The following is an 11,731-nucleotide window of genomic DNA, read 5'->3' as shown; positions in this document are numbered from 1 at the left end:
AGTGGGCAATTTGTTGCAGCCCTTGGGCGGGGGTGGGGGCCTTGGCCAGCCGTTGCACAAAGGCACTGCCCACGATCGCCGCATCCGCTCCCCAGAGAGCAATCTGGCGGGCCTGGTCGGGGGTGGAGATGCCGAAGCCTACCCCAATCGGCAGGGAGGTGTATTGGCGCAGTTGCTGCAGCAAGGCCGGGATCCGCTGCTCCAGGGCGGCCCGTTCGCCGGTGACGCCGGTGGTGCTGACCAGGTAGATAAAGCCGCTGGACTGTTGGGCAATACGGCGCATTCGCTCGGCGGGGCTGGTGGGGGCCACCAGCAGGATGAGGTCGATCCCCTCCGCCTGCGTTGCTTCCCGCAGGGATCCGGCCTCTTCCAGGGGCAGGTCGGGGACGACCAAGCCGGCACAGCCGGCCTGGCGCAGTTGCCGCACAAAGGTGGGGATGCCGAGCTGGTGGATGGGGTTGTAGTAGGTGAACAGGACGAGGGGAGCCCGCAGCGAGAGGCCCCGCAAGCCCTGCAAGATGTCGCCCAAGGTGACGCCCCGGCTGAGGGCGCGGGTGGCTGCTGCCTGGATCACCGGCCCATCGGCCAGGGGATCCGAATAGGGCACCCCCAACTCGATGAGGTCGGCGCCGTTCTCCTCCAAAACTTGCAGGGCCGCAAAGGTGGTTTCCAAGTTGGGATCCCCGGCGGTGAGGTAGGGGATGAGGGCGGCTTCGCCGCGGCTGCGCAGCGCCTGAAAACACGCGGTGATCCGGCTGGGCATGGGATCTGTCCAAGCTGAGGAGATGGAGAGCACCCCCTACTGTAGCGCCTGCCCTAGGGGAGGGGCACAAAATCGTAGCCGGTGCCGGAGCGGTTGCCCCGTTCAATGCGCACCAGCACATGGGGAGCATCGCGGTCGCCGGAGGGCAAAAAGCGCACCTCCCCGGAAGCGCCGTCTGGCAAGCGGAAGTTGGGGTCGCCCAGGGCAGTGAGAATGCCGCTGCGGCTGGGGGATCCCTGCCGAATAGCCTGGAGAAAAACACGGGTGGCGTCGTAGGCCAGTGCCGTGCGCCAACTCACCTGCCCTCCCCACATCTGGGCTGCCTTCTGGGCAAAGCCGCGGTTGCGGGGCACGTCGGGATGCCAGGGCACCGCCACCACCAGCCCCTCTACTGCTGCCCCCCCTTCCTTGAGGGTGGTGAGACTAAACAGCACATCCCCCCCCACCAGGGCGAGGGGCTGGCCAAGGGCAGCGTTCTCGCGGGCAACGGCCAGCGCTTTTTCGGCCACGGAAGCCGTGGGCGCCAAGAAAGCCGCCTGAGATCCCTGCCCCAGAGCTGTCTGCAGGCTGGCCTGGGGGTTGAAATCGGCTGCCGACAGGTCGAAGGTCGCCAGCACAACGCCCCCTTCGCTGGTCAGGGTAGCGGCAAAGGCGTCGCGCAGGCTGGTGCTGTAGGCGCTGTTGGGGTTGTAGAAGATGGCCACCCTCTGCAGGCGCAGTTTGTTAAGGACATAGCGGGCCAGTTGCGTGCCAGCAATCTGGTCGGAGGGGACGGTGCGAAAGATGGCGTTCCCCAGCAGGCTGATGCGGGTGCTGGTGGAGGTGGAGGAGATCATGGCCAGGCCGGCAGACTGATAGATCTCAGCCGCCGCCAGGGTGGCATCGCTGGCGTTGTGGCCGATCACCCCCAGGATCTCGGGCTGGCCCACCAGGGCTTTGGCCACTGCCGCCGCTCGCTCTGGGTTGTCCCCGTCGTCGGCAATCACCACCCGCAGCAGCCGCCCTGCAATACCCCCTTGCTGAAATAGCTCCTCTTGGGCCTGGGCCACGCCGCGCAGGGTCTCCTTGGCGCGGTTGGGGTTGCTGGAGATGGGCACCACCACGGCTATGCTCAAGGGGTTGCCCTGCTGCTGGGCGCGGGCGTTGTTGAGGAAAATGCGAGCTTCCGGGTCGTTGCGGTTGTTCTGTAGCCCCATCTCTAGGAGCGGGATCGCCGCGCCGAAATTGCCCTGGCGCAACAGCTCTGCTGCAGCCACGGCGGCGGGACTGCTATCGGCAAACAGGGTGCGCTCGCCGCTGGTTAAGAGCAGATCTTGGGCCCTACCGCCCAACCCTGGCAGAGGGATCCCTTCTGGCCAGCGGATGTAGCCCGCCTGCCAGGCGCGATGACCACCCCAGAGGAGCAATAGCCCTAGGGCAATGTAGACGATAGGGGGTGGAGACTTCGCAGCCATGGGCCCCAAGGAAGAGAACAGCAGAATCCGGACAGCAGGGGTACCGCTCACGCCTTCAGGAAGCTCTTGGACCCCCCCTCTTCAAGGATCTTCAAGAACTTTCTTGAAGCATACGCTAAGGATCGGGACGGTAGGAAGGGCTGTTGCGGTATTGGCGCTCCAGTTGCTCCACAATGGAAACAGGAACAGATGGGGTTGCCGGGGGCTCTTCTGGAGGTGCGCCGGCCTGTGGCTCGGTCTCCAAGTTAGCCGGCTGAGAGGTGGCCCAAACGACTCCTGCGATCAGCAAAAGAACCAAAGCGGCAGCGTAAAGAAATGCGGCAATGGCCATTGGGGCAAGACTCTAGCTTTCCCTTCCCATGATAGAGGTTGTCGAAAACCCTTTGCCTCAGGATCCGCTCGAGCAAGCCCTGTGGGACTGGCACCGGGGCCAGGCGAGGGGATCTCTGCTCTTGCACGCCTACAGCGCCGAGGGGATCCCGCTGGCAGAGGAGCCCCAGGTGGTCTCGCCGGAGGTGTTCTTCACCCAAGAGCTGCCGGAGGTGGAGGCCCTGGCCTTAGAGCTCTGCCGCGGTCGGGTGCTGGACATTGGCGCCGGCACGGGCCGCCACAGCCTGCTGTTGCAGGAGGAGGGGTTTGCCGTAGCCGCCCTGGATCGCTCGCCGGTGGCGTTGCAGATCATGGCCGAACGGGGGGTGCATTGCCGCATCGCCGCCGACCTGTTCCACTGGGAGGGGCCGGAAGAGCCCTTCGATACGCTGCTGCTGCTGATGAACGGCGCCGGCCTGGTGGGATCCCTGGCGGGGTTGGAGCGCTTTTTAAGCTTGGCCCGCCACTGGGTTCAGCCCACCGGCCAGTTGCTTGTGGATTCCACCGATCTAGCCGATCTCAGTGAAGAGGGCGACGCGGCGGATCTGCCGCAGGTAGAAAGTTCAGCTAATTCTGAAGCCGAGGATCGGGAGAAGGGGAGAGACTGCAGAACAGCGGGCGAGGCAAAAGCCAGGGTGGTGAACTTTGTGGCCGAGTACGGCGGGCAGCGCGGGGATCCCTTTCCCTGGCTGTTTGTGGATCCGGAAACCCTGCTGCGCTGTGCCCACGCCAACGGCTGGCAGGGACAAATTCTCTACCAAGAGCCGGAGGGGGCCTTTCTGGCACGGCTTGCGCCTCTCTAAGCGCAGCCCCTTAGTGGGAAAGGATCTGCGACAAGAAAAGGCGAGAACGCTCTTCCTTGGGGTTGCTGAAAAACTCTTGGGGGGTGTTTTCTTCCACGATCTTGCCGCGGTCGAAGAAGACAATCCGATCCGCCACCTCGCGGGCAAAGCCCATCTCGTGGGTTACACACACCATGGTCATGCCCGAGCGGGCCAGCTCCCGCATCACGTCCAGCACCTCTTTGACCATCTCCGGATCCAAGGCCGAGGTGGGCTCATCGAAGAGCATCACCGCCGGATTTATGGCCAAAGCGCGGGCAATCGCCACCCGCTGCTGCTGCCTCCCCGAAAGTTGACCAGGATACTTCTCGGCTTGCTCGGCGATCCCCACTCGTCTCAACACCTCCATAGCCCGTTCAACTGCCTCGGCCTTTTTCTATCTATTTCTATGAGCGCAACTGCTGAAGCGAGTGGAGCTAGCTTTCTGGCCCGCCATCGGCGGAACATCGCTGTCTCTCTGGCCCATCGTCTAGAAGCAGCCAGGGCAGCCAACAACACCCACCTGCTGGAGTTGCTGGAACAGGAGCAACGGCAACCAGCAGCAGAGTCCAGCGGCAGGGATCCCTCTGTTTCGGGTCTATGGCGCCACCTTTGGGAGGGTCTGAGCATCGGTTATCGGGCTTTAGGCGGAGGTGGGATCCGCTTGTTAGGATTGACCTAAATCACGGGAGAGGCGCGGGGATGGTTTGGCAATTGCTGACGTGGCCGGCCCAGAGCTTGCTGTGGTTGGCGGAGCAGATTCGCGAGCGGGCCGAGGCACAACTCGACAGCAAAGAAAACCTCCAGAAAGAACTCACCGCTCTCCAGATTCAGCTCGATCTGGGGGAGATCGATGAAGAGACCTATAGCCAGCGAGAAGAGGAGATCCTGCTGGCTCTGGAAGCCCTGGCCCAGGCCGAAGCCGGCAGTGCCGACGAGGATCCCTGAGTTCTGCGGGGGATCAGAACATGGGAGAATAAGCTTTGGTTGACCTCATTTTCCTACCCTGGGTTGCTTTCCATGGCCGAATCCCGCGAAACCTTAGTGCTCCGCGACGAGCAGAACCAGCCTCTGAAATGCGAGATCCTGAGGCAGGTGGTCATTGAGGAACAAGCCTATGCACTGGCCACGCCCGTGGACGCCGTGATCAAAGTTCTGGTTTGGGAGGGGGAAGAAGAGCCCGGCCAAGCGGTGAACGGAGATGCGGACATGGAAGGGATCCTGGATGAGCCGGATCCAGAGGAGCTCCAGGCTGCTATCCCCACCATCCAGGCCGTCTTGGAGGAGTTGAACTTGACTCTGCAGCAAAACGGCTTCGACATCCTGACGGTGCAGGGAGAGTTGCCCCCTGTTGAAGAGGAAGATGTGTTCGAGCTGGGCGAAAGCGAGGAAGATGCCCAGGAATTCCAACTGCTGGCTACCTTCTTCTACAAAGACAAGAAATACGGCATCTTTACGCCCCTCGACCCAGTTCTGGTCTACGTGGCCCTGCCTGACGAGGGGGATCCCTACCTACTGAACCCAGAGGACTCGCCAGCCCTGTTCGACCAACTCAATGCTGTGCTGCTCGATCTGGACGAGGTAGTGGAAGAGGAGGAGTACGATGATGAAGAATATGACGATGAAGACGAGGACTAGGCAGCTCGGGGTTTCTGCCTGAGAATTGAAGGCACCTGGGCCAAAAAGCCCAAAGGTGGAAGTACCAAGCCTCTTGCCCCAATGCAGCCCCTTGGTTGCCGCTCAAGTCGATTGGGCGGAGTCTTTTTGTTGCCAGCGCCAGCTAGGGGAGCGGCAGATAATGGAAGGAGGCCCTCGTTCAGTTCCCCAGGCGTTGCCCGATCCCAAGGAGCAGCAGGGATGCAACCGGTTGACCTGACCACCCTCCGTGCTGTGCTGGCAGATCTAAAAGGGGCTGAGGCCGGGGGGGATCCCTTGCTGCCTGCCCGCGTGGAGTGGATCCAGCAGACGGATCTGTGGACGGTGGTGATTGGCCTGCGCACCCTCAAGGCGCGTCCTTGCTTGCTACTGTCTTGGCATCCTCAGGCGGCCCGAGTTCACCTCTGTCAGGCTCCCCCCAAGGAAGCAGAGGACTTGCCCTTTAGCCAACACCTGCAACGGCACCTGCGGGGTTTGGCGCTGACGGAGCTGGCGCTGCTGGACGAGTGGGAGCGGGTGATTGACTTTCGCTTTGCCCCTCGCCCCGCGGATCCCCCTCAACGCCACCTTTATCTGGAAGTGATGGGCAAGTACAGCAACGCCATCTTGGTGGACGAGGGGGGCATGATCTTGGCCTGCGGCCACGGGGTAAGCGAGCGACAGTCGCGGGTACGGCCGGTGCAGCCAGGTCTACTTTACGAAGCTCCCCCTGCCCTAAGCGATCCCATCCCCCAGCGAGCCGAGCCCTTCTCCCAGTGGCAAGAGCGTCTTGCCCTAATCCCTGGCCCCATTGCTCAGCGGCTGCTGCGCTGCTACCGCGGCCTGAGCCGGCATTTGGCAGAGGCCATGTGCCTGCAGGCCGGGATCCCACCCCAAACCCCCAGCAACCAACTCTCGCCCCAGGAGTGGCAGGCCCTGTTTTTTTGGTGGCAGGACTGGCTGGCCCGCCTGGAAACGGCTCAGTTTAAGCCGGCCCTTACCCCCCAGGGGTACACTGTTCTCGGCTGGAGGGGCTCTGGCGGGGATCCCTCTACACCCAACTTGCATCAGCTCCTGGAAGCCTACTACCAAGCCCAGCTCAACCGCGAACGCTTTGAGCGAGAGCGGCAGCGCCTGGGGCAAAAGCTGGCTGCCCTGCTGAAAAAACTCCGCCAGCGGCAAGAGCACTTCGAGAGGATGCTGGCCGACTCGGCCCAAGCGGAAGCCTCCAAGCAGGCTGCCGATCTGCTCATGGCCCATCTCCACCTCTGGCGGCCAGGGCTGAGCTTGATGGAGCTGCCAGACTTTTTTAGCGGCCAGATGGTCAAGATCCCGCTGGATCCGGAGAAAAACGCTGTTCTCAACGCCCAGGCCTACTACCGCAAGCACCGCAAACAAAAACGAGCCCAGGAGGCCGTCCAGCCCTTGCTAGAAGCTGTAGCGCAAGAGATCCGCTACCTGGAGCAGGTGGAAGCGACCCTGCAGCATCTGGGAACCTATCGGGATCCCCAGGACTTGGCCGCCCTTCGAGAAGTTGAGACCGAGCTGATTCAACAAGGCTACCTAGAGAGCCCCAGCCGGGCAGAGGGATCCAGACGGGCCTCTTCAGCCAGCTTCAACCCCTATCGCTTCACTAGCCCCAGCGGCTTCTCCATCTGGGTGGGGCGCAACAACTGGCAAAATGATCGGCTGACCTTCCGCGTGGCCCAAGACCAAGATTGGTGGTTTCACGCCCAAGAGATCCCCGGTAGCCACGTGCTGTTGCGCCTGCCTCCGGGCGCGGTGGCCGAAAGTGAAGATCTGCAGGCGGCTGCCGATCTGGCGGCGTATTTTAGCCGCGGTCGCTTCAGCGACCAGGTACCGGTGGTGTATACCCGCCCTAAGTGCGTCTTCAAACCCAAGGGATCCCCACCCGGCATGGTGGTTTACCAGCAGGAGCAGGTGCTGTGGGGCCGTCCCAGCCGTGCCCAGTTGCTTGTGGAAAAGGAGGGGGCGCCCAAGCCGGAGGTTCCAGCAGAGCTACAGCCCTCTACTTGGGGTTGACTACGGATCCCATAAACAGCACAGTTTGCGCCTCCCGGTTGGCTCCGGAGGCCACAATGGCAAACCAGAAGGGGCGATCTGCTACGAACTGGAAGGGCTCTTGCCGGTCGCTGGCGGTGCGGGAGACGATGACCCCGGTGGCGGCTGCCGCCCCGGATCCCTTTTCATCTACTTCGATGGCCGCCTTGTGCAAGACTCTACTGACCTGCGTCGGCTCTGGGGTCATCTGGCTGAAATCGGCCTGAGGGGAAAAGGCGATCCCCAGGCCCAACTGTTGCAAAGCCGGCACCAGATCGGTTTCGTAGGCCAGCTTAAACTTGGGGAGCCGCAGCGAGCCGGGGCGGGTGGGCAGGGATCCCGTCCATTCTTGCCAAGTTTCTGGGCTGAGCTCCTGTCGCAGGGCTTCCAGGCTCACCCCTGGCTTGGGCAGCAGGATCACCATAGCCAGTTCCCCTTCCCCATAGGGCAGGCGCACCACCTGGAGCTGCTCGGTCTCCCGGTAGCCGTAGCGACCGGATTGGGCCATCAGCGGCACTTGGACACGGCGGCCATCTGGGCGGGTAAAGGGCTGGGGCTCTGTCAGGGCCGGATCGAAGGGTTGGGTCCACTCTCCCTTGAAGTAAATGGCGTTGAGCAAAACCAGCCTGTCTTCCCGGCTGAGGCGATCCACGATGCGGTCGATCTGGCCCTGGGTGCGCTCGGCTACCCAACGGTTAATCGCCTGCACCGTCTGGCGGGATCCCAGCTCCACCCGATTGGCCACTGCTTGGTAATAGGTGGCCAGCGCCTGCAAAAAGGGAGGCCGCAGGGTGAGGGTTTGATCGACCCAAAGGCCGTTGGCAATTTGCACCTGGATCGGCCCTTCTGCTTGGGATCGCTCCACCAGCCAGCGCGCCATCTGGGCATTGGTCCAGTTCAACTCATGGAGGGAGAGGTCTTGGGCCTCCAGCACCTCGGCCATGGCCGCCTGCGTTTCCCCAGCGGCGCCGTTGTACAGCATGCTCAGAGCCAAGTGAATGCTCAAAGGAGAGAAAAAGAGGTTCTCTTGCGGCTGCTGCTGGAGCAGGCGATCAAACAGCTTTAGCGCAAAGCGACTTTGGGCTTGTTGGGCCACAGCCTCTTCTCCATAGCCTTCCCCATAGGTCACGGTCGGCTCAAACGGGATCCGCACCGGGGCCTCCTGGGATCCCATCCCCTGTGCGGGCCAGAGACCCAAAAGCAATAGGCCAAACAGAGCCAGAAGCGAGCTCCGGCTCAGCGAGGATCTGCTCAAAAGGTCTTTCATGGGGTCTCTCCTGGCCGGGTGGGGAACGATAGATAGACTCTATGGCTATGGTATCGGGTTGGGGGTGGATGGCTCTTTGCGCTTGAGGAGAGATTGACAGGCCAAAGCCCGCAGGAGATCCCGGCCAAACTGGCTACGGATCCCCTCCCTCTTCAACCTAAAGAGCAGGGTAGGATCAAGCCTGCACAGCTAGCTCGGCAGGAGACAAGGGATGAGTTTGCGGGCAAGGGAGGGGCGGCGCTCTCGCCGGGTTGCCACAGCGGGCGGGATTGCCTTAGGCCTGGCTCTGCTGCTGGGATGTACTGCTGGGGGATCCTCATCTTTAGAAGCCCAGGAGACGGCAGCCGTTGCCAACGCGACCTCGGCCAAAGGAGAGCCCCAGCACCTGCCGGTGGCAGCAGAAGTCACCATCGCTGGCCGGCGCTTTGAGCTGGAAGTGGCCCGCACCCCTGAGCAACAGAGGCTGGGCCTGATGTTTCGCACCGATTTGCCGCCTGATCGCGGCATGTGGTTTCCCTTCGACCCGCCCCAGCCGGCTGCCTTCTGGATGTTTAACACCCTGCTCAACCTGGACATTATCTTTCTCCGCCAAGGCCAGGTGGTGTACATCGCTGCCGATGTGCCCGGTTGCCCCGCCCAACCCTGCCCCGTCTATGGGCCACCCTCTGACCAGTTGGTAGATGGCGTGCTGGAGTTCCGCGGCGGGACGGCGGCGGCCTTAGGTTTGCAAGTGGGAGATACGGTTGAGATCCGCGAGCTTCCCAGCTCCGCCCCTTGATCTCTATCTCCCCTCTCCCTTTGGGAGAGGGGCTGGGGGTGAGGGAAGACAAGCTTGCAGAAGAGGTTGAGACCATGCTCCTGGGATCCCAAAAGCTGCCGTTGGCCGTCTTGCTTGCGGCCTGGGATGATCTTTTCAGGGATCTTTGCGATGATTTTTGAGGGTCGCCAACTGCTTTGAGATTGATGCCAAGAGGCGACCGCGAGCCCAGGATGGTTTGGCTACTGCCGGCAAAGCCCTATGGATGTTAGCAGCGTAACTCAGTGGCTGGGGGTTGGGGTCGTTGCCCTGGCTTCCGTCCTTTGGGCCGAGGTTGTGCGGGATGGGCGCCATTGGCTGGCCCACCAGTGGCCCTGGCTGATGCCCAAGCACACTCTGCACCACCGCCTGTTTCGCCCCGATCTCAGCGTGGTAGACCCGAAGCTGTACCGAGAATCCCAGTGGCACCACGATGTCCCCGAAGCGGCGACGATGATCCTGGCCGGGATCCCTTGGGTGGTGCTGTTGGGACAGGGATCCTGGCTGTATGGCCTAGCGGCGGCGGTGGGGGTACTCTACTCGGCCAGTTTTCTGGTTGCCGGCATGTTGCGCGGCTGGGGGCTGGCCCTGCAGACGGACATTACCCACCAACCCGGGCCTTTCCCTGCTCCTCCTGCCCAGTGGCATGTCAACCGCGCCTACCACTGGCGGCACCACTTCGACGATACCAACGCCTACTTTTGCGGCACCCTGACCTTAGTGGATCGGATCATGGGCACCAGTCTCTCCTTTAAAGGCAAGCGCGTGGCCGTCACCGGTGCCTCTGGCACTCTGGGCCGGGCCCTCTTGAAGCACTTTTCCCGCCATGGGGCCAAAGTCATCGCCCTCAGCTCCCATGCGGATTCGGTCGCCATCGAAGTGGACGGCCAGCCCCAGCCGGTGGAGACCATCCACTGGCAGGTGGGTCAGGAGGGATCCCTGGCCGGGCTCCTGGAACGAGTCGATATCTTGGTGATCAACCACGGCCTCAACGTGCATGGGGAGCGGGATCCCGAGTCGGTCCACCAGTCCTATGCTGTCAACACCTTCTCCGCTTGGCGCCTGATGGAGCTGTTTTTCCAAACGGTGCGCGGCAATCGGGAAATGGCCACCAAAGAGGTTTGGGTGAACACCTCCGAAGCCGAGGTCAGCCCTGCTTTTAGCCCTCTCTACGAGCTCTCCAAACGGGCCCTGGGCGATCTGGTTACCCTACGCCGTCTCGATGCCCCCTGTGTGGTGCGCAAGCTCATCCTCGGGCCCTTCAAGAGCCAGCTCAACCCGATTGGAGTCATGTCAGGCGATTGGGTGGCCGCCCAGATCCTGGCCCAGGCCAAGCGCGATTGCCGCAACATCATCGTTACCATCAACCCGCTCACCTACCTGCTTTTCCCGCTGAAAGAGTTGGCCGTCAGCACCTATTTCCGCTTGTTCAGCCGCCGCTCTTCTCGCCCAGCTCTTCTGGGTCCGGCCGCCGGGATCCCTTTGATTTAGGGGGGCCGCAAATCCTGCCCGGCTCTATGGCATCAGGCGCAAAACTGGGGTAAGACAAGAGCAGGTTCCTTGGCGGCAGGGGATGGGATCCCTTGCGCTAACCCGAACTTTTGGGGAGCGAGAGGGCTCTTCCGCTCGATCTCCCTTATGAACCCTGGGTGTGAGGAGTAGGAGTGAGTGTAAACATGGTGCGACAGTGGGTGAGCGCAGTCCTCTGCGTGGTGGGCGGGGCTTTAATGCCGGGGTTTTTGTCCGGCTGTGCCATCCCGATGCCTTCGGCATCCGCGGGAGTTTCTGAGATCCAGGTGCGCTTGGTGCATGTGGCCCCCAATGCCCCTCGGATCGACTTGGAAGTGGGGGGGGTAAGGGCTGCTCAAGGTGTAGCCTATGGCTCGGTGAGCGAGTACGTGCGTATGCCGGCGGGCGAGTACGACATTGTTTTGTTTTCAACCCCTGAGACGACCAGCCCTGGCCAGCCCGCGAGTTTTAAGGACTCCGTTCCGCTAGCGCGAACGGTTGCGGCCAGAACTGTGGCCAACCTCAGAGGCGGGGGAGTGTTCTCGGTGGTGGCTGCTGACGAGCCCAATCGCGTGACGGCCTTAGTTTTGGAAGACAACATCAACTCGCTGTTTGACCAAGCCCTGGTTCGGTTTGTTCACGCTGCCCCTGATGCGCCGGCCCTGCAATGGCAGGGGGAGCAAGGGCGGGTGCTGATACCTCAGTTGGCCTTCGGGCAAGTTTCCACCTTTCAAGCCATGCGACCCGGCTTTACCCAAATTCAGGTGGCCATAGCTCCTTCAGCCCCCGCGCCAGGTGGGCAGTCGTCTCCTGGCCGGAGCATTCTCTTGCAACGGTTTGACCTCCAGTTAGAGGCAGGGAAAGTCTATACCCTTTACGTGGCGGGGCTGATGCGCAGCAATCCGGGCCTAAACTTGGTGCTGGCAGAGGAAACGCGGGCTCGTAGGCTCCTATAGCAAGGCTGCTTGCGGCTTGATCCTCTCTATACTGTGAGACTAGCCAGTCGTCTCTAGCTTTGGGGACACAGCCCGTGGATGCCTTATTTCAAGTGGTGGT

Annotated in this window: 12 protein-coding genes and 1 pseudogene; 8 read left to right on the top strand and 5 right to left on the bottom strand. The window is 62.2% G+C overall.

Features of this window, described 5'->3' with window-relative positions; genetic code table 11:
- The 3 genes from trpA to NW809_RS06915 form a co-directional block, all read right to left on the bottom strand.
- A partial coding sequence (gene trpA / locus NW809_RS06925; protein ID WP_414401789.1) for a tryptophan synthase subunit alpha occupies positions 1 to 763 on the bottom strand: 763 nt, incomplete at its 3' end.
- 53 nt (positions 764 to 816) lie between these two features.
- Complete coding sequence (locus NW809_RS06920) at positions 817 to 2,217, bottom strand: ABC transporter substrate-binding protein (RefSeq protein WP_011429139.1); 1,401 nt, start codon at positions 2,215 to 2,217, stop codon at positions 817 to 819.
- A 115-nt stretch (positions 2,218 to 2,332) separates the two neighbouring features.
- On the bottom strand, positions 2,333 to 2,548 hold the full coding sequence (locus NW809_RS06915) for a hypothetical protein (RefSeq protein ID WP_011429140.1): 216 nt from the start codon (positions 2,546 to 2,548) through the stop codon (positions 2,333 to 2,335).
- A 28-nt stretch (positions 2,549 to 2,576) separates the two neighbouring features.
- On the opposite strand from NW809_RS06915, the gene NW809_RS06910 reads away from it, so the two are divergent.
- Positions 2,577 to 3,389: a class I SAM-dependent methyltransferase gene (locus tag NW809_RS06910; protein ID WP_011429142.1), complete on the top strand. Its 813-nt coding sequence runs from the start codon at positions 2,577 to 2,579 to the stop codon at positions 3,387 to 3,389.
- A 10-nt stretch (positions 3,390 to 3,399) separates the two neighbouring features.
- Here NW809_RS06910 and NW809_RS06905 read toward each other — a convergent pair.
- A pseudogene (locus NW809_RS06905) lies at positions 3,400 to 3,801 on the bottom strand (amino acid ABC transporter ATP-binding protein); the annotation flags it as partial.
- A 15-nt stretch (positions 3,802 to 3,816) separates the two neighbouring features.
- On the opposite strand from NW809_RS06905, the gene NW809_RS06900 reads away from it, so the two are divergent.
- The 4 genes from NW809_RS06900 to NW809_RS06885 all read left to right on the top strand — a co-directional run bounded on the left by NW809_RS06900 (position 3,817) and on the right by NW809_RS06885 (position 7,085).
- Complete coding sequence (locus tag NW809_RS06900) at positions 3,817 to 4,089, top strand: hypothetical protein (protein WP_099834698.1); 273 nt, start codon at positions 3,817 to 3,819, stop codon at positions 4,087 to 4,089.
- Between the two features lie 20 nt (positions 4,090 to 4,109).
- On the top strand, positions 4,110 to 4,355 hold the full coding sequence (locus tag NW809_RS06895) for a gas vesicle protein GvpG (RefSeq protein WP_011429145.1): 246 nt from the start codon (positions 4,110 to 4,112) through the stop codon (positions 4,353 to 4,355).
- A gap of 72 nt (positions 4,356 to 4,427) precedes the next feature.
- Complete coding sequence (locus tag NW809_RS06890; RefSeq protein ID WP_011429146.1) at positions 4,428 to 5,045, top strand: DUF3727 domain-containing protein; 618 nt, start codon at positions 4,428 to 4,430, stop codon at positions 5,043 to 5,045.
- Between the two features lie 219 nt (positions 5,046 to 5,264).
- On the top strand, positions 5,265 to 7,085 hold the full coding sequence (locus NW809_RS06885) for an NFACT family protein (protein WP_011429147.1): 1,821 nt from the start codon (positions 5,265 to 5,267) through the stop codon (positions 7,083 to 7,085).
- Here the strand turns inward: NW809_RS06885 and NW809_RS06880 are convergent.
- Complete coding sequence (locus NW809_RS06880) at positions 7,072 to 8,370, bottom strand: serpin family protein (RefSeq protein WP_099835676.1); 1,299 nt, start codon at positions 8,368 to 8,370, stop codon at positions 7,072 to 7,074. The two genes, NW809_RS06885 and NW809_RS06880, sit on opposite strands and share 14 nt — an antisense overlap.
- Positions 8,371 to 8,581: 211 nt before the next feature.
- Between NW809_RS06880 and NW809_RS06875 the strand changes: the two genes are divergently transcribed.
- From NW809_RS06875 to NW809_RS06865, 3 genes are all read left to right on the top strand, one after another.
- Complete coding sequence (locus NW809_RS06875) at positions 8,582 to 9,148, top strand: DUF192 domain-containing protein (RefSeq protein WP_099812568.1); 567 nt, start codon at positions 8,582 to 8,584, stop codon at positions 9,146 to 9,148.
- 240 nt (positions 9,149 to 9,388) lie between these two features.
- Positions 9,389 to 10,657 (top strand): bifunctional sterol desaturase/short chain dehydrogenase, encoded by a 1,269-nt coding sequence (locus tag NW809_RS06870; protein WP_414346372.1) that lies wholly within the window; start codon positions 9,389 to 9,391, stop codon positions 10,655 to 10,657.
- Positions 10,658 to 10,830: 173 nt separating this feature from the next.
- Positions 10,831 to 11,631, top strand: coding sequence for a DUF4397 domain-containing protein (locus NW809_RS06865; protein WP_414401788.1), 801 nt, complete (start codon positions 10,831 to 10,833; stop codon positions 11,629 to 11,631).
- Positions 11,632 to 11,731 lie beyond the last annotated feature (100 nt).

Source organism: Synechococcus sp. WC101, from assembly GCF_047461555.1.
GTDB lineage: Bacteria > Cyanobacteriota > Cyanobacteriia > Thermostichales > Thermostichaceae > Thermostichus.
The sequence above is the reverse complement of the archived record's forward strand: the minus strand, read 5'-3'. Positions and strand labels throughout refer to the sequence as shown.

Excerpts from the sequence above, each read along its gene's own strand:
- NW809_RS06920 (WP_011429139.1), bottom strand. The coding sequence starts at position 2,217 with ATGGCTGCGAAGTCTCCACCCCCTATCGTCTACATTGCCCTAGGGCTA.
- NW809_RS06915 (WP_011429140.1), bottom strand. The coding sequence starts at position 2,548 with ATGGCCATTGCCGCATTTCTTTACGCTGCCGCTTTGGTTCTTTTGCTG.
- NW809_RS06910 (WP_011429142.1), top strand. The coding sequence starts at position 2,577 with ATGATAGAGGTTGTCGAAAACCCTTTGCCTCAGGATCCGCTCGAGCAA.
- NW809_RS06900 (WP_099834698.1), top strand. The coding sequence starts at position 3,817 with ATGAGCGCAACTGCTGAAGCGAGTGGAGCTAGCTTTCTGGCCCGCCAT.
- NW809_RS06895 (WP_011429145.1), top strand. The coding sequence starts at position 4,110 with ATGGTTTGGCAATTGCTGACGTGGCCGGCCCAGAGCTTGCTGTGGTTG.
- NW809_RS06890 (WP_011429146.1), top strand. The coding sequence starts at position 4,428 with ATGGCCGAATCCCGCGAAACCTTAGTGCTCCGCGACGAGCAGAACCAG.
- NW809_RS06885 (WP_011429147.1), top strand. The coding sequence starts at position 5,265 with ATGCAACCGGTTGACCTGACCACCCTCCGTGCTGTGCTGGCAGATCTA.
- NW809_RS06880 (WP_099835676.1), bottom strand. The coding sequence starts at position 8,370 with ATGAAAGACCTTTTGAGCAGATCCTCGCTGAGCCGGAGCTCGCTTCTG.
- NW809_RS06875 (WP_099812568.1), top strand. The coding sequence starts at position 8,582 with ATGAGTTTGCGGGCAAGGGAGGGGCGGCGCTCTCGCCGGGTTGCCACA.
- NW809_RS06870 (WP_414346372.1), top strand. The coding sequence starts at position 9,389 with ATGGATGTTAGCAGCGTAACTCAGTGGCTGGGGGTTGGGGTCGTTGCC.